This window comes from Bradyrhizobium sp. STM 3843 (assembly GCF_000239815.1).
Classification (GTDB): domain Bacteria; phylum Pseudomonadota; class Alphaproteobacteria; order Rhizobiales; family Xanthobacteraceae; genus Bradyrhizobium.
This window is the reverse complement of record NZ_CAFK01000122.1, coordinates 1-19,507: the sequence shown is the minus strand read 5'-3', so window position 1 is coordinate 19,507 and position 19,507 is coordinate 1. Positions and strand designations below refer to the sequence as shown.

The window sequence follows — 19,507 nt, the reverse complement described above, 5'->3', positions numbered from 1 at the left end:
CCATTGCCCCTTAACCTCTTAATTTCGTGGCAAAATTATTCGCCGAGACTTGGGGCGGGCGATGTCGGGCACCGGAAAAACAGTTACACGCGTTGATCTCTGCGAGGCCGTCTACCAGAAGGTGGGCCTATCGCGCACGGAATCGTCGGCCTTCGTCGAGTTGGTACTGAAGGAGATCACTGATTGCCTGGAGCGGGGCGAGACAGTGAAACTGTCCTCGTTCGGCTCCTTCATGGTGCGCAAGAAGGGGCAGCGCATCGGACGCAATCCGAAGACCGGAACCGAGGTTCCGATCTCGCCGCGCCGGGTTATGGTGTTCAAGCCGTCAGCGATCCTCAAGCAGCGCATCAACGGCCATGCCGGCGGCAAGATGAACGGCGAGCTTCAGCCGGAGCAGGTCAGCGCCGAGCCCGAATAGCGCCGCATGCGGGTTGTACCGCATGACATGGGTTCATCACTTGGGCTCATCACATGAGTTCGTCACTTGGGTTCATCACTTGGGCTGAACGCCGCGTCCGAATCGCCCGAATCTGAGTCATAGTCGAGTAAGCATATCTCTTGTCAGCACGGTCGAAGGGGAACGGGCATTTGGACAAGGCGCCGGATGCTTTTCGAACGATCAGCGAGGTCGCGCAGGAGCTCGACATCCCGCAGCACGTGCTGCGGTTTTGGGAGACCCGGTTCGCCCAGATCAAGCCGATGAAGCGGAGCGGGGGCCGGCGCTATTACCGGCCCGACGATGTCGACCTGCTCAAGGGCATCCGCCGGTTGCTCTACGGCGAGGGCTATACCATCCGCGGCGTGCAGCGGATCCTCAAGGAGCACGGCATCAAATCGGTCCAGGGGCTCGCCGATGCCTCCGCTGCGGTCTCGTTCGGCGCGATCGAGGAGACCCTCGGCCAGGCGCTGATGGAGACCGACCATCCCGAGGAGGAGCCGGAGGACGAAACCGCCGAGGATGAGGACCAGGAAGCCTCCGAGGACGAGGGCATCGACTTCCGCTTCGTCGAGGCTGACGATGATATTCTCGACACCTTCCGGATCGGCGCACCCCCGGCCCGGGCCGGCATGAAGGCGGAGGACCGCGAGCGGCTCGAAGGCGTGCTCAAGGAATTGCTCGACTGCCGCCAGCTGCTCGAACGCGCGCTGAAGGACGGCTAGCCCGAGCTCGGGCCAGCCATCCCCGACTGCGCCCCGATCAAGGCGCTACCGCCACATCGATGAGGCGACGGGCCACCTTTCCGCCCCCAAGCCGCTACGCCGCGAACAACAACCTCAACGCGCATGTTGCGGGCCCGATACAGAAATTGCGGCGACCGAATGCTACTTGTTTTGCACAGTGTTTCTGTGTGGGATGAATTTAGTTATGCGTCGCTTCCTCTCTGCCGCCATGCTGGCGGCACTCTCCACAACCTCGTCCGCCTTCGCCGCCGACCTTGCAGTGAAGGCGCCACGGATGGCCCCGCCGGTCGAGACCTTCTCCTGGACCGGTTGTTATGTCGGCGGTCATATCGGCGCCGCGATCAGCCAGGACCGCACCACCAACGTCTTCGGGCAGGTCAACAATTTCAGCTCGACCGGCTTCGTGGGTGGCGGCCAGGTCGGCTGCGACTATCAATTCGCGCCCAACTGGGTCATTGGCGCCGAGGGTCGCGCCGCCTGGTCGAGCCTCAAGAGCACGCACGCCTCTTCGGTGACGAATCTGGGGACCGGCCTGATGGTGCCGGCGCAGTTCAGCCTCGGCAACGACTTCCTGGCGTCGGCCACGGCGCGGCTCGGCTACAGCGTTGCGCCGGCCTGGCTGATCTACGGACGGGGTGGTGCGGCCTGGACCCGCGAAAAGGTCACCGACGCGTTCACGATCCCCGGCGGCCCCGCGGTCGCGCCGACGGCGAGCAGCACGCGCACCGGTTGGACCGTCGGCGGCGGCGCCGAGTGGATGTTCGCGCCGCATTGGTCGACGAACCTGGAATACAACTATTACGATTTCGGCAGTCACACGACGACCCTGGTCGACGCCGCCAGAAACGTGACCGTCTCCGGCATGAATCTGCGGGACCAGATCCACACCGTCACGGTCGGGGTGAACTATCGCTTCTGACACTCAAGCGGGCGGCGTGTCGGTCACCGTTGGTAACGGTGGCCTGGCAGAGCGAGACTGTGCAGCGGGCTTCGGCTCGCTGCTCCCCCAGGAGGTCTGATCTGGGCCATCGGTGAGCGATACGTCCAGAGCAGAGCTTTGGACAAAGCTCGTCCAAGGCCGGCCGCCGCTACGGCGAACCCTGTCCTAGGCATTGATTTTATTAAGAAAATGGTCGGAGCGGCGGGATTCGAACCCACGACCCCTAGTCCCCCAGACTAGTGCGCTAACCGGGCTGCGCCACGCTCCGATGCCGTTCCTCTAACCCTGATCCGGGCGCGGCGCAAGACGCGGCACAAGGCGCGACACAAGACATGGGCTTGCGCGTTCCACGGGGCAGCAAGCAAAGCCCGCTGCGGACAGGCTCCCGGCTGACCTTCGTCCAAGCTGGCCCGCCTGGCAACTTTCCCCGGGACCGGCTGGTCGGCAAAGCAATCGTGGTCGGCTCGTTCTTAGGTCCGTCTCCCGAATCCAATGACCCGGCCGTCATGCTTGCCTGCTGCGGACTCGCGTAAGCCGGTTTTTCCGAAGCGGCGACATGTCCCGCGGTACATCGGACCAAAGGGCAATTGAGCCCGGCAAGCCTTGCTATTGAATGCGGAGTGGCGGCCGGAGCGATAGCTGCGCCGACCGTGCGGGAGAATGATCGCGCCGGCCCGGCTTCGATCTGAACGTCGTTGCTGGCGAAAACGACGGAGGAAATCCCATGAAACAGATCAGTCTGGGAAGAGCGACCGTTGCAACGTCTGCTTTCGCAGCCGCAATGCTGTTGTCATTCAACTGGTCCGAACCGGGTGGCGTCTCGCTGTCGGTCGATCACGCGCAGGCGCGCATCGGTCGACCGTTGACGCCGCTGAGCGGTGCCGGCGTGGCACGGCGCAACTATCGGCGTTCCGTCTACGGCACCGGCGTCGTCGGCGCAGGGCTCGGCGCCGCGGCGATCGGTACCGCTGCCGCGGTTGGCGCCGCGACGTCGCCCTATTGGGGCGGGGACCCGTACTACAGAGGCCAAGGCTATTACGCGGGTGGTCCTTACGACCGGCAGACGGCATGGGATGGCACTTATTATCATGAGGAGCCCGGGGGCGAGCCGTACCACCATGACAACGTGTGGGGCGCGCGGGCTGCCTATGTCGCTCCGGTGGCCGCAACCGCGACAAATTGGGCGCTGATGCCGGCGTATCACGCTCATGGCCCCTGGTACGGGTATGGCGGATGGGACGCTTACAAGGCGCGCAACGGGATTGTCTGTGATCCCGGTACGACGGTCAAAGCCGCCGATGGCCTGACGTATCTCTGTCAGTAGATGTAGAGCAGGCGAAAGAGGTGATCAGCCGGTCACCTCTTTCCGGCCTCTCCGCCTGGGAGGAATTTTGCCAGCGCGCTCGTCATCGGCCGTCACAGACTCGACATGTGACTGGTAGCACGACCTCTTGTTCGCGGCTTCAGCCCCTTCGCGGATCGTTCACGACGGAGGCGAAGTGGCTTCCTTTTCCTGTTCCCGCAAGATCGATATGCTCACCAGAAATACCCACAGCGGGAACACCAGCAGGCTCCAGTCGAAATAATAGCTTCCGACGATGAGCACGAACGCGATGATGTATCCGCCGATCGCCAGCCAGCGCGGCGTCAAATGGGTATAGAGCGCAATCGTCGATGTCGTGATCATGAACACCGAGGCCGTCTTCACCAGATAGATATTGATCATCGCATAGGCTAGCCCGCGTCCGAGATGAAAGGCGGCAGAGCGTTCCAGGGCTTCGGGCGCCGCGCGAAATGCAGTGATGATTGCCCCGAACACCGCGGCAGCGGCAAACAGCATGGCCAGCAGCAGAAAAGCACTTCCCAGGAAGACTGTCGCAAAGAACCGGTCCTCGCGCGATCCAAGGCGGTCGCGAAGCACGCCCACAAACCAGAGGAAGGCGATCCCGGCGAACGGCACGAGGTTCATGGCGGGCGTCACATATGTCAATCCGCCTTGAAGCCAGGCTCCCGGCTCGAAGGGGTCACCGGGTATCGAGAGCCGCAGCAGCCCAAATACCAGGAATAACAACACCGAAAACAGGATGCCGGCGACGGCCGCAGCGCGCGGCGTTCGCAAATGGGCGTGGGTGAGGCCGACCTTGTTGTCATCCATTGCCTGTCTCCGGACCCATCTGACCGCTGCTGGGAGCGCAACGGGAGTGCACGTGCCGGCAAATCGCAGGGCTTTGATCTATGTCAACGGGATTGCAGACGCGCGCGAGCACATGGCTTCTCCCGATTGTTCGCATGCCGGTGAGCGCGCGGAGTTGCGCATCGAGCACTTTATCGGATGCGGCGATCCGCCGAACTCATTTCAATCTGGACAGGCTTACTGGCCGCGATGCGCAATGGTCCGCACTCGTTTTTCGTAGTTGTTGTGGTCTGTTCGTCTCCATTTTGGATCATATTGACGGTGGAATTTCTCGTAGCTGAGAAGAGCGCTGCGCGAGGTGTGTCATCAAGGTGAACCAGAGAACTAATGAGTTATGTTTAGATGCAATATCGATTCTTCTGCGAAGGTTGCAGTAATTTATTGTTGCTCGTTACGATATTAATTCGGCGCTCGGGAGTTCCGTGCCGCGCGTTAACCTATGCATGACGGCTGCCATATTTTCGCCATCTCAAATTTCTTAAAGCCCGAATAGCGGATTTATTCCGCGGGCTAAGCCGCAGACGTCTGATCGTCTTTTTCGAACGGCTCCATTTCTGATCGCGTGTCGCGATAGTTTCCCTCAACAGCACGAAGGATATTCGTATGCGTAAGCTCGTAGCTGCCACGGCAATGCTTTGCGTATTTGCATCAGGCGCTGAAGCGAGAACTCATCATCGGCATTCTCATCATAGGCACTATGCGTCTGGACATGGTTACTCGGGCCGCCCTGCTGCGTGGTGCGGCTGGTACATGCGTAGTCAAGTTGGCAGCGATCCGGGGCCGCAGTACAACCTCGCCATTTCCTGGGCGCGCTATGGCGTCAATGCAGGCGGCCCCTCGGTCGGAGCGATCGTGGTGTGGCGCCACCACGTCGGACAGATTGTCGGTCACGAGAACGGGCAATGGATCGTGCGCAGCGGAAATGACGGCCATGCCGTCCGCACCCGTGCCCGATCGCTCGCCGGTGCCGTCGCTTTCCGGCGCGCCTACGCGATGATGTAGTGCGGGGTTCTGCAAGGGCATTTGGGCTCTGAGCTGAACTGGGCTCGGCGTGCCGGCATCGACAGGACGGCCGTGACAGGTGCCCCCTTGCCGCAACACTGCTGCACGACGAACAACAATGAGCTCGTGTTCCTTCGATGCCAACATTCGCTGAGATGAATCCCACAGGGGCGAATGTCGGCGCTGGAACACGAGCGTCGAGCGGGAGATGATGATCCGCCGCGAGAGTGTGGCGGTCATCTCTCGGAAAACTGGTTGATAGTTCGATTGTGTCTGGTGCGAGGAACGGCTCAGTCGCGTTTGCTCGAACGGCGCTGATGACCTTCCAGCCGCAGCCTTTGCGCTCTCAAGCGCTTCGTCTCTTCATCGAGCGCGGCGATCTCGTCGTCGATCCGGTCAGCCTTGTCCTTCCGCGCGTCCGATTCACGGATCTTGTTCAGCGCCTTCTCGACGGACAGTTTGGTTGTCTCAGCCATGTCGACCCTCCCGCTAGTCACGGCCACGATCGATTGTCCGGCGCATTTGCGTCGTCGTCCGCGGCCTTGGCTTGATCCAGATCAAGGCAAGTTGAACGCTTGACGAGACAGCCGGCAAGGCAATTGATCGCGATCAAGACAAACAACGAAGACGCCGAAGCGGTTACCGCGCGTCCGCGCGCGCCGATTTGCCCCCGAGGACGATGGCGCGAAGTTCCAAAATTGAGGATGGTTTCCGTCTGGGGATGCGGGCCTAACGACGGGACTCCAGTGCGAGGGGGTATGACGAAATTGGAGGACATCATCGACCAGCTGAGCACGCGCGCGGATGATTGCGACCTCCTGGCGCTGCTCGCAGCGACCGACCACGCGCGACGGTATAACGCCGAGCTGGCGCGCGAACTGCGTGACGTGGTCTTGGCGCTCAGGCGTGAACTGGGTCAGCGTCAGACCCCGATTCTCCGGCCGGAATTTCAGGTCGGGTCGTAAGCCCAACGCTCGCTCCCCATCTTTTCAAACCCGCTTCCGCCTGATACGGCGACTATCGTACTTTTCTGCACGTTTCAGCACCGATGGCAGCCATGGATAGTGCCCCCGACACCTCGTTCGGCCATTTCGAGAATGCAGATCAGATCGCGTTCTGGAATGGCGCGGGCGGGCAGCGCTGGGTCGAGCGGCAGGCGGAGCTGGACCACATGCTGGCGCCGGTCCAGGAGATGCTGATCGCGCGTGCTGAGATCCAGCCAGGCGAGCGCGTGCTCGACATTGGCTGCGGCTGCGGCGCGACCATGATCGCGGCGGCCGAAAAGGGCGGCGGAGGCGGGCAGGTTGTCGGGGTCGACGTATCGGCGCCGATGCTGGTGCGGGCCAATGATGTCGCGCCCGCCGAGGCACCCGTCACCTTCGTGCAGGGCGACGCGATGGTGCATCACTTCAACGCGGCCAGCGCCGACCTGGTGACGTCACGTCTCGGTGTGATGTATTTCGCCGATCCCGTGCGCAGCTTTCTCAACATTCGCACCGCGCTGCGCTCCGAAGGCCGGATCGCCTTCGCCTGCTGGGGTGAACTGCGCGACAATCCGTGGGCGCTGGAGCCGCTGCAGGCGGCTTACGAGCATGTGCCGAAGCTGCCGGGTTTGCGGCCACATGCGCCTGACGATTTCGCCTTTGCCGAGCGCGATTGGGTCGAACATGTGCTGACCGAAGCGGGCCTGCGCCGTGTCAGGTTCGAGCGCTGCGATCTCTCGCTCGACATCAGTGGGGACGGCGGGCTCGACGGGGCTGCGGCCACGGCGCTTGCGATCGGCCCGGCAAGCCGCGCCGTCGCCGGCCAGGCGGCGGATGCGGTCGCGGCGGTAACGGGGGCGGTCCGATCGGCGCTGGCGCGCTACGCCAAGGGCGGGGCGGTGACGGTGCCGGCCGCTTTCTGGGTTGTGACCGCGGTCGATCCGTAAAAGTCGCCGACCAGCCGGAACCAGCAGGCCTCCGACGCTGTTGGCGTGGGGCGCATGGGAATGTGGGCTCGCTGTACGGGGGCCGTTGAACCTTTTCGCTTTCCGCGCGCACCAACTGGGAGTTCGGTTCTTATTGAGCCGGTTTCCCAGGAAATTTCAGGTCGGCATCGGGGTTGAACCCGATGCCGGGGCTATTGTCAGGAGGCGCGTTATGGTCCTCAAAGCTTTGAAGATTTCGCTATCCGTCGTGGCCGCGGCAACCTCGGTGATCTCGCTGTTCGCCGTGAGCTGGGTCGGCTTGGCGTTGCTGGGCTACTGAGCCTTCATTGGAGCGAGACCCGCACAACGCCGGCATTCATCATACCAAGCGCGCGTGCAGCGCTGATCGAGAGATCAATCACCCGCCCGCGCACGAACGGTCCGCGGTCATTGACGCGGCACTGGATCGAGCGACCATTATGCGACACTGTGATCACGCTGCCCATCGGGCGTGTCCGATGGGCGCAGGTCATCTCGCCGTGATGACCGCGACCGCCATAGTATGATGCAAGGCCTGACTCGGCTTGCGCAGAACCCATTGCGCCGAGCAGGCCGGCCGCAACCAGAGTGACTCTCCTCAAGGAAACCTCCAGAGTTGCTGCCCCGCGCTAGAGGTCACAGCAACTCTGGCGTCATCTTGACTGTTCCAAGTCCTAAATGTGGTCGGATCACGGCGCAATCGCGGCCACGGAAATTATCCAAATTACGCGAAGGCTTTCTCCACGGTGTCGAGCAGCACGCGGAAGGATTTGTCGTGACGCGTGATCGGCGGAATCGTGCGCTTGATATCGAGCAACTGATAGACCGCCATCTGCGCCGCGCGCACTGAATATTCCACCGTGAATACGACGTCGTCGGGGATCTCGACGAACTGGCTGACGAAGGCGAGGTTTTTCGAATTCGCCGGCACCGGCAAGGGGCGATCGCTTTTCTCGCGCGGCATGAACATGCTGGTGATGTAGGGCAGGCGGCAGGGCACGCAGGTGGCGTTCTCGAACACCGACATGTCGAAGTTCAAATGCCCGCACAGTTCTTTCAGGATGTCGGCGCCGCCGCAATCGGCCATCGCTTTGGGGACGAAATTGCCGATGCGATCGGGATGCAGCGCATAGCCCCAGAACACCTGGACATCCCCAGGCTGATCCAGGAAGTGCGGCTGGTGATAGAGCACGATCGACATCAGCCAGTTGGACTCGGTGAAGGTGATGAGCCCGCCGGTGCCAGCCTCGTTGCCGCTGAAGGCCTGCATGGCATCGAAGAAGCGGGGATTCCGGCAGGTAACGGTGAAAGATTCCCAGCAGGATTCCGGGATCGATGCGTTGAACGAAGCAGGATTGCCGAACTCCGGCCGGCCGGCTGCGATCGTTTCCCACAGTGTCCAGCCCTGGCTGTCCTGCTTGGTCAGCCGCGATGGCGGAGCATCATGGGTGCCGAGGCTCGTCGCATCCGTCATCGAGCCGTTCTGGAAGAATACGAGGTCGCGATCGCCAAGGTCGACCGTGCTGATCTTGTCGGCCTCCTTGAGCGTCAGCTGTTTCACGCAGTGCTTGCCGGCATCGGTGACGATCGCGATGTCGGTCACGTCGACGCCGCCGACCAGCTTGACGCCATGGTCCTCCAGCCATGTCGTCAACGGCTTCACGATCGCGTCGTATTGATTGAACACGGTGCGCTTGACGCCGGCCAAGGTCTCGATGCGCGGAAACTCGTTCATGAAGCGGTGCAGATAGCGCTTGAACTCGACCGCGCTGTGCCAGGGCTGGAAGGCGAAGGTCGTCTGCCACATGTACCAGAAATTCGTGGTGAAGAACGGCGGCGACAGCCAGTCGGTGATGCGGGACTTGCCGAGCTTGTCCTCCGAAGCCTCGGTGAGCCGTACGAGCTCGAGCCGGTCCTGCATGGTAAAGCCCATGGTGGAGACGTCGACCTTGTGGCGGTTCTTGTCGACCAGGCGCGCTTGCGAATGCGCGACATGGACTTTGTTGAACGCGATCGTCTCGTCGCGGATCGTCTTGGTCGGATCGCTGGCGCCGGGAATGGTCGAGAGCAGATCCCAGGTGCATTCGTAATGGTCCGTGGTCAGCATGCGGCCGCCGCGCAGCGAGTAGGAGCCGTCAGGAAGCGCGGCACCGTCGAGGCTGCCGCCGAACGGCAGATGCTTCTCGAAGATCGTGATGTCGCGCCCGTCGATGCCGCCGTCGCGGATCAGGAATGCCGCGCCAGCGAGTGCGCCGATGCCGCTGCCGATGAAATAGGCCTTCATATCGTTCACCCGGTCTTATCTAGCTGGCACCGGGGTAACAGCGGACGGGACAGCGACAACTGATCCAGGTCAATCGCGCCCGCGTCACACGCGCGCGTGATGCGCGCCGAGCCGTCCGCTCAATGTCCCGCCATGTGGCGGCCGATCTCGGTCAGATCGGCATCGCTGGCGCGGGTCTCATAGACCAGCCGGCCGTGAAACATCACGACGAGGCGGTCGGACAGTTCGAGCAGTTCGTCGAGGTCCTCGCTGACGAGCAGCACCGCCGCGCCGCGGTTGCGCGCGGCCATGGAATTCCCTGGCGTCGAATTGGGCCGTGGGCATAGCTCGCGGTACACGCGATCTCGCGCGCGAGGTTCATCTCGTCGAAAAAGTTGATCCGCATGGGCAACGCGCTCTTCGCGTTGTACCCACTATATCGTAAAGAATAGAACGTGAGGCCCATCATTTGTTTGCGCTACCGGACTGAAACATGAATTTCGCAATGCTGAATCGGAGCTACGGTGACTGGTCGCTTGCCGTGAGAGTTCTGGGCTTGGTTGCGGTCACAGTCTTGTTGGCGGCCGGTCCGGGCTCCGCCGAGACCCAGAACAAACTCTTCCGGCATGCGTACTCTTGCCCGGAGCGGGGGAAGTCGTCGGTTTGCCTATTCGGCACGCTTCCGAAAGCGACGCAGGTCACGGTACTGGCCAAGAATTGGAAGAGCTCGGGAATGCCGAAGGAGGCCTTCAAAAATACCGAATCTGACAATGGTTACGAGACAATCACGCGCATCCAGCTCGCCCAGGAGCCACCCAAGGACGCCTTCCTGATCGTCGTCCTGGTTGCTCCGGGGACCGTCAGCGGAATTCCTCTTCGGGAAGTGGAGGATGAAGCGCTTGTCGGACGCATCGGCGCATACGTCAAAACCGCAAAGCATCTGAACCTCGATCCGGATATTCAGATTCTCAAGACACGCCTGTTCAGAATATCTCCGACCATTCTGCTGTCCGAGACGTTTGCCGCTGCGCCTAATGATGCGGCCGCTTTGAAAGGTGAGTTACCGACCGGCTGTCGGGATTGCGATAGCGTTCCGCTGCTGGTCGGTGACACCCTAATCGATTTATTTGCGGCGGTGCGTTCCCACGAGATCAATGCCCTCGAGAGCATCTGTGGGGGCATCAGATTCGCGTTCGCGTTATCGGGGCGACCTCATCTCGTTAGCTACGCATCGAGTTGCGGGGGCGACTCGCTCTCGGCAACTCTGGTTCATGATCTCTCGGGAAAGAGACCGAAGCTTGTTTTTCAATAGCTGCATCGGTCAGTACCCACCGAGGTCATCGTTTGAGCGGATGCTTACTGCGGCAGCGCTCAATGTCCCGCCATGTGGCGGCCGATCTCGGTCAGATCGGCATCGCTGGCGCGGGTCTCGTAGACGAGCCGGCCGTGGAACATCACGACGAGGCGGTCGGACAGTTCGAGCAGCTCGTCGAGATCCTCGCTGACGAGCAGGACAGCGGCGCCGCGGTTGCGCGCGGCCATGATCTCGGCGTGGATCTGCGCGACCGCCGCGAAGTCGAGGCCGAAGCAGGGATTGGCGGCAACCAGCACCTCGACGTCATGGCCGAGCTCGCGCGCGAGCACGGCGCGCTGCACATTGCCGCCCGACAACGCCGCGATCGGCGTCTCCGGCGTTCGGGTCTTGATCTTGTAGCGCGCAATCTTCTGCTTTGCATTGTCGCGAAATGCCGTGCGGCTGAGCCACCAGCTGCTGCGCGCAAACGGTGCGCGATCGAACTCGCGGAGCGCAATGTTGTCCGCCACGCTCATGCCGCCGACACAGGCATTCTTCAGCGGCTCTTCCGGCAACAGCGACATCTTGTGCCGGCGCATCTCCTCGCGCTCCGCGTGATAGGCCTCGCCGGAGACGCGGATCGCGCCGCTGTCGGCCTCGCGCTGGCCGGCCAACACCTCGACCAGCTGGCGCTGGCCGTTGCCGGAAACGCCGGCGATGCCGACGATCTCGCCGGCGCGCACCGCAAGCGACAGGTCGCTGACGGCGATCTCGCCGGCATCGTCGCGCGCGCAGATGCTGTCGAGCTCGAGCCTGATGGTGCCGGCCTCGCCGGTGCGCGCCGGCTGGACGGTGAGCTGCTCGGCGCCGATCATCATCCGCGCCATATCGTCGGGCGTGAGTTCAGTGACGGGCCCGCGGCCGGCCAGCTTTCCGCGGCGGAGGATCGTGACCTCGTCGGCAAACGCCATCACCTCGCGGAATTTGTGGGTGATCATCAGGATGGTGAGATCGCCGGCCTGAACCATGGCCTTGAGCATGCCAAGCACCTCGTCGGCTTCACCGGGGGTGAGCACCGAGGTCGGCTCGTCCAGGATCAGGAAGCGACGCTTGAGATAGAGCTGCTTGAGGATCTCGCATTTCTGCCGCTCGCCGGCGGAGATGTCGGCGACCTTGGCGTTCAACGGTACCTGGAATGGCATCCTCGATAGGAAAAAGGCGAGCTCATCGCGCTCCTTGGTCCAGTCGACCACCGCGGGCACGTGATCCCGCGCCAGCACCAGGTTCTCGGCGACGGTCATCGCGGGCACCAGGGTGAAGTGCTGATAGACCATGCCGAGCCCGAGCGCATGGGCGTCCTTCGGGTTGTGAACCGCGCGTTCGCGGCCGCCGATCAGGATGGCGCCTTCGGTCGGGTGGTAGTAGCCCATGATGCATTTGACGAGCGTCGACTTGCCGGCGCCGTTCTCGCCGAGCAAAGCGTGGAACGAGCCGGGCCTCACCTTCAGTTCGACATTGTCGAGCGCGGTGAAATCGCCGAAGCGCATCGTCATCGCGATCGCTTCGACTCCGATCGGCGGATCCGCTCTCACGACAGCGCCTCGATCAGCGCCGCTGAGGTCGCGACCGCGCCGAACACGCCGCCCTGCATCTTGATCATCTTCAGCGCGTGATCATGGTTGCTCTTGTCGGTGGCGCCGCAACAATCGGACAGCAGCACGCATTCGAAGCCGCGGTCGTTGGCCTCGCGCATGGTGGTGTGGACGCAGACATCGGTGGTGATGCCGGTCAGGACGATGTTGTCGATGCCGCGCAGGCGCAGGATCAGCTCGAGATCGGTGGCGCAGAACGAGCCCTTGCCTGGCTTGTCGATGATCACCTCGCCGGGCAGCGGCGCGAGTTCCGGGATGATCTCCCAACCCGGCTCGCCGCGCACCAGGATGCGGCCGCACGGGCCGGGATCGCCGATGCCGGCACCGATCTGCTGCGAGCGCCAGCGCTTGTTGGCCGGGAGATCGGAGAGATCAGGGCGATGGCCTTCGCGGGTATGGATGATGTGAAAGCCCTGTGCGCGCATCACGGTGAGCAGCGTCTTGATCGGCTCGATCGGTGCGCGCGTCAGCGACAGGTCATAGCCCATCTTGTCGACATAGCCGCCAACGCCGCAGAAGTCGGTCTGCATGTCGATCACGATCAGTGCGGTGTTATCCGGGCGCAGCTCGCCATTATAGGGCCAGGCATAGGGCTCGGAGCGGATGGTGCGCGTGGCCATGGGCGTCCTCTTAAGGTCGTCAGCGGGTGATCGACAGCTCGGCCGGTGCGCCGCTCAAGGTGCGTTTCGGCGAGCAGGTGATGATCATGATCAGCAGCGTCAGGATGTAAGGCGCGGCGTTGAACAGATGATAACCGGAGGTGACGCCGACCGATTGCAGCGCGGGCCCGAGTGCCGCGGCGCCGCCGAAGGCCAGCGACGCCCACAGGCACAGCATCGGGTCCCAGCGCGCGAAGATGACCAGCGCCACGGCGGTGATGCCTTGGCCGCTCGATAGGCCTTCGTTCCAGCTGCCCGGATAGAACAGCGACAGGAACGAGCCGCCGATGCCGGCGAGGAAGCCGCCGGCCATGGTGGCGCGCAGGCGGATCAAGAGCACCGAATGGCCCATCGCGCGCGCGGCATCCGCGCTCTCGCCGGCGGTGCGGATCAGGAGGCCCCAGCGGGTGGTGCGGAAGGCCCAGAACAGCAGCGGCGCCAGCGCGACGCCGATCAGGAACAGCACGTTGATGCGCAGTGCCGCGCGCAGCTGCGGGATGTCGCTCCACCAGCCGAAATCGATCGCGGGCAGCCGTGCCGCCGTGGGCTCGATCAGCGGCTTGCCGAGATAGAAGGCCAGCCCGGTGCCGAACAGCATCAGCGCGATGCCGACCGCGATGTCGTTGACGCGCGGCAGCGAGCAGATCCCGGCGTGCAGCGCGCCGAACAGCGCGCCGGTGAGGCCGGCGGCGAGCACGCCGAGCCATGGCGAGCCCGAGAGATAGGAGATGCCGTAGGCGCTCATCGCGCCCATCACCAGCGTGCCTTCGAGGCCGAGATTGATGCGGCCCGAGCGCTCGGTGATGCATTCGCCCAGGCTGACAAACAGAAAAGGCGTGGAGACGCGGATGGCGCCGCCGAGCACCGCGAGCGGAACGGTCCAGAGGCCGATCGAACCGTCTGCCATCAGGATTTTCCTTTCAGAAAGCCAATGCGGCCGTAGAGCGCGTCGCTCGCCAGCACGAACACGAAGATGATGCCCTGCAGCACTAGCACCGAGGCGTCGGGCAGGCCGAGGCGGCGCTGCAGCAGGCCGCCGGAGGCACCGATGCCACCGAGTAGGATCGCCACCGGAATGATCGCGAGCGGATTCTGCCGGGCCAGGAAGGCAACCAGGATGCCGGTGAAGCCATAGCCGACCGCGAGGTTGGCATTGGTGCGGCCCTGCACGGCTGCGACCTCGACCATGCCGGCGAGGCCTGCACAGCTGCCGGCGAGAAAGCAGATCGTCAGGATCAGTTGGCCCACGGAGAGGCCGACGATCTTGGCGGCGCGGATGTTGCCGCCGGCGACGCGCGCGGCGAAGCCGAAGGTGGTGTGATAGATCAGCACATAAGCGGCGAGGGCAGCGACCAGGCCGAACACGAGGCCCCAATGCACGTCGGTGCCGGGAATGGAGCCGATCATGTTGGCGGCGCCGATCTCGCGCGTCGAAGGCTTGTTCAGACTGGCGGGATCGCGCATTGCGCCTTCGACGAGGTGGTTGAGGATGGCAAGCGCGATGTACACCAGCAGCAGGCTGGAGATGGTTTCATTGACCCCGCGATAATGGCGCAAGCCACCGGCCAGCATGATCGAGAGACCGCCGCCGGCCATGCCGGCGACGACCATCGCGAGCTGCACGACCAGCGGCGGCATGCTCTGCAGCGCCAGCGCCGCCGAGGTCGCGGCGAGCGCACCGATCAGAAGCGCACCTTCGCCGCCGATGATCACCATGCCGAGCTGCGCCGGCAGCGCGGTGCACAGCGCGGTAAGGATGAGAGGGGCGGCGCGTGTCAGCGTGTTCTGCCAGGAGAACCAGGTGCCGAACGCGCCGTAATACATGTACCAATAGAGATCGAGCGGGCTCTTGCCGAATAGCGCGACGAAGCCGCCGAAGGTGATGAGCGCGGCAGCCAGCGCCGCGCCCGGGATCAGGATATATTCGATCGAAGCGCCGTAGCGCTGCAGAAAGCCGGGATCAGCGGCCGGCGCGATGACGGCCGTGTCCAACGGATCGGCCGTCTCCGAGGTCATGAGGTGGCTCCGAGCACGCCCTCGACCAGATAGTCCATCTTCTCGAGCTCGGGATCCTTCTGGCCGCGATCGGTGCCGGCAGCGATCACGGTATTGCCCTTGTTGTCCTTGATCGGGCCTTTGAAGATCGTGTAGCCGTCGGCCATGAACTTGGCCTTGATCTCGTCGGCGTGCTTCTTCGCCTCGTCCGAGACCGCCTCGCCGTAAGGCGAGACCTTGACGATCTCTTCCTTCAGCCCGCCGCGATAGAAGTTCGGGATGCTCTCGCCGGCCGCCAGCATCTTGACGAATTTCGGATAGAGCGCCTCCCAATTCCATTCGGCGCCGGTGAGATAGGCCTTGGGCGCCAAGGGCGACTGGTTGACGTGATAGCCGCAGACGAAGGCGCCGCGGCGCGCCGCGTTCTCGACCATCGTCTTGGGGCCGTCGACATGGCAGGTCAGAACGTCGACGCCCTGGTCGATCAGGCTGTTGGTGGCCTCGGCCTCCTTGACCGGCATCGACCAGTCGCCGGTGAAGATCACCTGGGTGGTGGCCTTCGGATTGGCGAGGCGCGCGCCGAGCGTGAAGGCGTTGATGTTGCGCAAGACCTGCGGGATCGGCTTGGCCGCGACGAAGCCGAGCTTGCCGCTCTTGGTGGTGTAGCCCGCGACGATGCCGGAGATATATTGCGCCTCGTCGATATAGCCGAAATAGGAGCCGGCGTTTTTCGGGTCCTTGTCGGTCCAGAGGCCGCCGCAGTGCTCGAAGTGCAGCTTCGGGTACTTGTTGGCCATCTTGATCATGTGCGGATTGTAGTAGCCGAACGAGGTCGGGAAGAGCAGGGTGGCGCCGTCGAGATTGATCATGGACTCGATCGTCTTCTCCACCGCGTCCGTCTCCGGCACCTTCTCTTCCTCGATCACCTTCAGTCCGGGCAGCTTCTTCAGCGCCGCCGCGCCTTGCGCATGCGCCTGGTTGTAGCCGTAGTCGTCGCGCGAGCCGACATAGATGAAGCCGATGGTCGTCTCCGCCGCGAAGGCCGGCTTTAAGCCTGCGGCTGCGCTCAACCCGAGCGCCGCGCCACCCTGCAACAGATGCCGCCGTGAAATCCCGCCAAAGTCCATGGTGTGCTCCCCTCGCGGACCGCGCGTCCGCTGCTGTCTCGGCTTCACCGCGTCAAGCGGAGCCTCGTGAAGAGCTTTCGCAAGCTTCGTGCCAGCGCCGCTTTGCTGAGCATAAATTTGCAAGCCATTGAAAAGATGGCGTTGTTCAAGTGGGTGAAGTCAGTGCTCTTCTCGAACGGCAAATCGAAAGACTAAAAAATAGCCAATGAATGATCGTTGTATGCAAGCTGGTGCGGAGGCGAGCGGCTGTTGCGCTCACCAGTCAGGCCTGCGTGATGAGCCCTGCGAAACCACCCGGGCGGCGTGCAGCGGGGGCAGGGCAGTCTTGGGAACGCCAGGCAATTCAACGATTTGTTCGGGGGTCACCCACGAAGGAAAGCAACCATGAGACTGACCACGATAGGACTCACAGCGGCCCTGATGGTCGCGAGCGGTGCGGCAATGGCACAGAGCACCGGAGCGGCCGGCACCGGTTCCACAGCCGGCGGCTCGGCGGGCGTCGGAACAGGGTCTGTCACCGGCGGCGCGACCACGCCGACAACGCCGGGCACGACCACGGGCCTGGGCGCCGGCAACCCCAACTACAATGCTGGCGGCGCCGCGGCCGCCGCCAACAGCACGCTCAATCCGTCCGGTAACAGTTTGATCAATCCATCCCCGAGCGGGTCGACGCTGACCCCGAATGGGCCCGCCGGCGGCACCACCGGCCGCTGAGAAAATCCGTAACAGTCACGCCCAGCCGGCCCTGGTGCAGTCAGCACCGGGGCCGTTTCATTTTCCGGGACGGCGTTCAGATGCCGAGCAGCCAGACCGCCACGATGGTGCCGAGCACCGCGATGCCGCTGATGGTCCAGCCGGTGATGTAGGCCCCGTCATCCGCGGCGGCCCCGTCGTCCGGGGCCGGGCGGTCCACCATCTGATCCTGCCAATGCGCCATGCGAGCCTCCTGCGCGCCTGTTTTTGGCTGTTGAGTGAGTCGCGTGTCCCGGCAAATAGGTTCAATGGCCGCGCGAGCAGGTGAGCGGGCGTCATCTTTGGCGATGCTGGCAAAAGGACTTAAGTCTGGGGTATCGCAGTAACGAGACGACAGAGAAGGACGTGCGCTCATGAAGGATTTTGCAGGTAAGACCGCCGTCGTCACCGGCGGCGGCGCGGGCATGGGTCGCGAGCTCGCGCGCCAGCTCGTGGCCGAAGGCTGCAATGTCGCGATCTGCGACGTCTCGGCGGAGTCGATGGTCGAGAGCAAGCGTCTGTGCGAGGCGGAGATGCTGCCGCAGGGTCTGCGCGTGACCACGCATATCGTCGATGTCGCCGTCGAGGATCAGCTCAAGCGCTTTCGCGACGAGGTCGCCGCGCAGCACGCAACCGACAAGATCCATCTCTTGTTCAACAACGCCGGCATCGGCGGCGGCGGCAGCCTGTTCACCAACAGCCGCGAGCAGTGGGAACGCACCTTCAACATCTCCTGGGGCGGGGTGTATTTCGGCGTGCGCACCTTCCTGCCGATGCTGATGCGGGCGGAGGAGGCGCACATCATCAACACCTCCAGCGTCAACGGCTTCTGGGCCTCGGTCGGCACCGGGGTGGCGCACACCGCCTATAGTGCGGCGAAATTCGCCGTCAAAGGCTTCACCGAGGCGCTGATCAACGATCTCCGCCTCAACGCGCCGCATATCAAATGTTCGGTGGTGATGCCCGGGCACATCGGCACCGCGATCGTGTCGAACTCGCGCAAGGTCCAGAGCGGAACGGATTCGGACCGCCTGAGCGAGACGGAACTCCTGCAGGCGCGGCAGCGCATGAAGGGGATCGGCATCGATGTCGATACGATGTCCGATGAGGATGTGCAGGCAGCGGCCGCCGAGCGCGCGCGCAGATTCATGGAGGATGCGCCGACGACTGCCGCCCAGGCAGCCAGGATCATCCTGGACGGCGTCAAGACCGAGCAGTGGCGGATCCTGGTTGGTGAGGACGCAAAGCTCTTGGATTTGCGGGTCCGGCAGTCGCCGGAAGAAGCCTACGAGCCCGAATTCTTCCAGCGCTTCGTCCAGGAGGTCGGCTGGCGCTTGGGGTAGGGGCGCGGGCAAGACACTGCAATGTGGAAGATAGTTACAGCATTACTGAACGGCGCTGGTGACTGTGCCCTCTCCCCTTGCGGGGGGCTACACTGACATCAGCGTCATATTCACATAGGTGAGGGGTTTGTCTCCACAGCAGGACCGCCGATGCGGAAACAGACCCCTCGCCCGGCAGCCTTCGGCTGCCACCCTCGCCCACTGGCGACGACGGCTCCGCCGTCGCGCTGAGGGGAGAGGGTGCACCGTCTCCTTTGCGCGAGTTTTGATTCGTAACTAATTAGTCCGCAAACTCGCTCTTACCGCGACGACGCCACGCGATAGGCCATGCGGGTATGGCCGGCGCAATAGGGCAGGCCTTCCACCGGCGTCGAGCCGCAGAAGCAGAAATCGTCCGCCCCTGGTGTCGAGATCGGCCAGCGGCAGCGCTCCTTGGACAATTCGAACAGCGAGCAGCCCTTCTCGACCGGGACGACAATCTCCTCCAGAGCGGTCACCTGCATCGGCTCGGACTGCACCGCCTTCAGGATCCGCCGGCGCAGCTTGGGCACCGGGCGCGGGCGGGCGCCGTCCTTGGCCGCTTCGCCACGCACCATGCGGCGCGTGTCGCCACCGTTGTCGCGCACCAGCGCCAGCCGCGAGATCTTGCCGATCACCGCGTTGCGGCTGACGCCAATCTCGGCGGCGATTTCGCGGCAGGTCAACCCGGCCTCGAAATGCTGTTTCAGGAGCTGGATTCGTTCCTCGGTCCAGGTGGAAGGTGCAGTGGGTCGGTCGGCGGGCATATTCTATGGTTCCAAGTTGGATCCGTGCTGGATCGTCTGAGCCGTCGCGTGCCGCCGAAACTTCTCGCTTGAAACGCCTCCGTTTACGCCCTGCCGTTGTCGCGGATCGACAAGAGCCCGTCCTTGATGGCGAGCCTGATGCCTTCTTCGATCAACGTTCTGCAGACACCTGGAACGCTGGTGCCGTGGGTGCCCTGCTTCACGAGCTTCTCGAGGTAGCCAATGGTCGCCAGGGCCAGGGTTACGGGAATACGGTCAGTCTCGGCTTTTTCCGTGGCCATGCCTAAAAGCTAGTCCGTATCCGGTGTACAGAAAAGTAACTTTTTAGACTCTATTAGGATTCCGATAAGTTGTACAGCCACTTGCGTGAAAAGTGGTTAAGCTATTGAAA

The 19,507-nt window shown here is 63.2% G+C and carries 22 protein-coding genes, 1 tRNA gene and 1 pseudogene; 10 read left to right on the top strand and 14 right to left on the bottom strand.

Features of this window, described 5'->3' with window-relative positions; genetic code table 11:
- Positions 1–61: 61 nt before the first annotated feature.
- The 3 genes from BRAS3843_RS15470 to BRAS3843_RS15460 all read left to right on the top strand — a co-directional run bounded on the left by BRAS3843_RS15470 (position 62) and on the right by BRAS3843_RS15460 (position 2,101).
- Positions 62–418 (top strand): integration host factor subunit alpha, encoded by a 357-nt coding sequence (locus BRAS3843_RS15470; RefSeq protein WP_008969885.1) that lies wholly within the window; start codon positions 62–64, stop codon positions 416–418.
- 170 nt (positions 419–588) lie between these two features.
- Positions 589–1,161, top strand: coding sequence for a MerR family transcriptional regulator (locus tag BRAS3843_RS15465; protein WP_008969884.1), 573 nt, complete (start codon positions 589–591; stop codon positions 1,159–1,161).
- Between the two features lie 205 nt (positions 1,162–1,366).
- A complete protein-coding gene (locus tag BRAS3843_RS15460) occupies positions 1,367–2,101 on the top strand; it encodes an outer membrane protein (protein WP_008969883.1) in 735 nt (244 codons plus the stop codon).
- Positions 2,102–2,312: 211 nt separating this feature from the next.
- Here the strand turns inward: BRAS3843_RS15460 and BRAS3843_RS15455 are convergent.
- A tRNA-Pro gene (locus BRAS3843_RS15455) sits at positions 2,313–2,390 on the bottom strand.
- A 456-nt stretch (positions 2,391–2,846) separates the two neighbouring features.
- Here BRAS3843_RS15455 and BRAS3843_RS42180 point away from each other — a divergent pair.
- Positions 2,847–3,446 (top strand): hypothetical protein, encoded by a 600-nt coding sequence (locus tag BRAS3843_RS42180; protein ID WP_008969881.1) that lies wholly within the window; start codon positions 2,847–2,849, stop codon positions 3,444–3,446.
- A 159-nt stretch (positions 3,447–3,605) separates the two neighbouring features.
- Here BRAS3843_RS42180 and BRAS3843_RS15445 read toward each other — a convergent pair whose 3' ends face one another.
- On the bottom strand, positions 3,606–4,277 hold the full coding sequence (locus BRAS3843_RS15445) for a hypothetical protein (protein WP_008969880.1): 672 nt from the start codon (positions 4,275–4,277) through the stop codon (positions 3,606–3,608).
- A gap of 789 nt (positions 4,278–5,066) precedes the next feature.
- On the opposite strand from BRAS3843_RS15445, the gene BRAS3843_RS15440 reads away from it, so the two are divergent.
- On the top strand, positions 5,067–5,318 hold the full coding sequence (locus BRAS3843_RS15440) for a hypothetical protein (protein WP_008969879.1): 252 nt from the start codon (positions 5,067–5,069) through the stop codon (positions 5,316–5,318).
- Positions 5,319–5,608: 290 nt separating this feature from the next.
- Here BRAS3843_RS15440 and BRAS3843_RS15435 read toward each other — a convergent pair whose 3' ends face one another.
- Positions 5,609–5,794 (bottom strand): hypothetical protein, encoded by a 186-nt coding sequence (locus BRAS3843_RS15435; protein ID WP_008969878.1) that lies wholly within the window; start codon positions 5,792–5,794, stop codon positions 5,609–5,611.
- A gap of 282 nt (positions 5,795–6,076) precedes the next feature.
- Between BRAS3843_RS15435 and BRAS3843_RS15430 the strand changes: the two genes are divergently transcribed.
- Together BRAS3843_RS15430 and BRAS3843_RS15425 are read left to right on the top strand one after the other, a co-directional pair.
- Positions 6,077–6,283 (top strand): hypothetical protein, encoded by a 207-nt coding sequence (locus tag BRAS3843_RS15430; RefSeq protein WP_035981810.1) that lies wholly within the window; start codon positions 6,077–6,079, stop codon positions 6,281–6,283.
- Between the two features lie 92 nt (positions 6,284–6,375).
- The gene (locus BRAS3843_RS15425; protein ID WP_008969877.1) at positions 6,376–7,248 is read left to right on the top strand and encodes a methyltransferase domain-containing protein; all 873 of its coding nucleotides are present in this window, start codon (positions 6,376–6,378) and stop codon (positions 7,246–7,248) included.
- 323 nt (positions 7,249–7,571) lie between these two features.
- Here BRAS3843_RS15425 and BRAS3843_RS15420 read toward each other — a convergent pair whose 3' ends face one another.
- From BRAS3843_RS15420 to BRAS3843_RS40740, 3 genes and pseudogenes are all read right to left on the bottom strand, one after another.
- Positions 7,572–7,826: a septal ring lytic transglycosylase RlpA family protein gene (locus BRAS3843_RS15420; RefSeq protein WP_050886440.1), complete on the bottom strand. Its 255-nt coding sequence runs from the start codon at positions 7,824–7,826 to the stop codon at positions 7,572–7,574.
- Positions 7,827–7,990: 164 nt separating this feature from the next.
- On the bottom strand, positions 7,991–9,550 hold the full coding sequence (locus BRAS3843_RS15415; RefSeq protein ID WP_008969874.1) for an oleate hydratase: 1,560 nt from the start codon (positions 9,548–9,550) through the stop codon (positions 7,991–7,993).
- A 119-nt stretch (positions 9,551–9,669) separates the two neighbouring features.
- Positions 9,670–9,840 (bottom strand): annotated as a pseudogene (locus BRAS3843_RS40740) (ABC transporter ATP-binding protein); the annotation flags it as partial.
- A 182-nt stretch (positions 9,841–10,022) separates the two neighbouring features.
- On the opposite strand from BRAS3843_RS40740, the gene BRAS3843_RS15410 reads away from it, so the two are divergent.
- Positions 10,023–10,841, top strand: coding sequence for a hypothetical protein (locus BRAS3843_RS15410; protein WP_008969871.1), 819 nt, complete (start codon positions 10,023–10,025; stop codon positions 10,839–10,841).
- 59 nt (positions 10,842–10,900) lie between these two features.
- Here BRAS3843_RS15410 and BRAS3843_RS15405 read toward each other — a convergent pair whose 3' ends face one another.
- The 5 genes from BRAS3843_RS15405 to BRAS3843_RS15385 are packed head-to-tail and all read right to left on the bottom strand — an operon-like array spanning position 10,901 to position 16,256.
- On the bottom strand, positions 10,901–12,376 hold the full coding sequence (locus tag BRAS3843_RS15405; protein WP_050886441.1) for an ABC transporter ATP-binding protein: 1,476 nt from the start codon (positions 12,374–12,376) through the stop codon (positions 10,901–10,903).
- 35 nt (positions 12,377–12,411) lie between these two features.
- Positions 12,412–13,095, bottom strand: coding sequence for an isochorismatase family cysteine hydrolase (locus BRAS3843_RS15400; RefSeq protein WP_008969869.1), 684 nt, complete (start codon positions 13,093–13,095; stop codon positions 12,412–12,414).
- Between the two features lie 19 nt (positions 13,096–13,114).
- The gene (locus BRAS3843_RS15395; RefSeq protein ID WP_008969868.1) at positions 13,115–14,041 is read right to left on the bottom strand and encodes an ABC transporter permease; all 927 of its coding nucleotides are present in this window, start codon (positions 14,039–14,041) and stop codon (positions 13,115–13,117) included.
- Positions 14,041–15,150: an ABC transporter permease gene (locus BRAS3843_RS15390; protein ID WP_008969867.1), complete on the bottom strand. Its 1,110-nt coding sequence runs from the start codon at positions 15,148–15,150 to the stop codon at positions 14,041–14,043. The genes BRAS3843_RS15395 and BRAS3843_RS15390 overlap by 1 nt, the downstream gene beginning before the upstream one ends.
- Positions 15,147–16,256 carry a BMP family ABC transporter substrate-binding protein gene (locus BRAS3843_RS15385; RefSeq protein ID WP_008969866.1) on the bottom strand — a complete coding sequence of 370 codons (1,110 nt, stop codon included), beginning with the start codon at positions 16,254–16,256 and terminating at the stop codon, positions 15,147–15,149. The genes BRAS3843_RS15390 and BRAS3843_RS15385 overlap by 4 nt, the downstream gene beginning before the upstream one ends.
- Positions 16,257–16,640: 384 nt before the next feature.
- Here BRAS3843_RS15385 and BRAS3843_RS38890 point away from each other — a divergent pair, with 384 nt between their 5' ends.
- The gene (locus BRAS3843_RS38890) at positions 16,641–16,970 is read left to right on the top strand and encodes a hypothetical protein (protein ID WP_008969864.1); all 330 of its coding nucleotides are present in this window, start codon (positions 16,641–16,643) and stop codon (positions 16,968–16,970) included.
- 76 nt (positions 16,971–17,046) lie between these two features.
- On the opposite strand, the gene BRAS3843_RS41530 is transcribed toward BRAS3843_RS38890, so the two are convergent.
- Positions 17,047–17,193, bottom strand: coding sequence for a hypothetical protein (locus BRAS3843_RS41530; RefSeq protein WP_008969863.1), 147 nt, complete (start codon positions 17,191–17,193; stop codon positions 17,047–17,049).
- 169 nt (positions 17,194–17,362) lie between these two features.
- Between BRAS3843_RS41530 and BRAS3843_RS15370 the strand changes: the two genes are divergently transcribed.
- Entirely contained in the window at positions 17,363–18,331 is a 969-nt protein-coding gene (locus tag BRAS3843_RS15370) for an SDR family NAD(P)-dependent oxidoreductase (protein WP_035981808.1), read from the top strand.
- A 299-nt stretch (positions 18,332–18,630) separates the two neighbouring features.
- Here BRAS3843_RS15370 and BRAS3843_RS15365 read toward each other — a convergent pair whose 3' ends face one another.
- Positions 18,631–19,116, bottom strand: a complete 486-nt coding sequence (locus BRAS3843_RS15365) for a GcrA family cell cycle regulator (RefSeq protein ID WP_008969861.1) — start codon at positions 19,114–19,116, stop codon at positions 18,631–18,633.
- 83 nt (positions 19,117–19,199) lie between these two features.
- The gene (locus tag BRAS3843_RS15360) at positions 19,200–19,397 is read right to left on the bottom strand and encodes a hypothetical protein (protein ID WP_006614936.1); all 198 of its coding nucleotides are present in this window, start codon (positions 19,395–19,397) and stop codon (positions 19,200–19,202) included.
- Positions 19,398–19,507 lie beyond the last annotated feature (110 nt).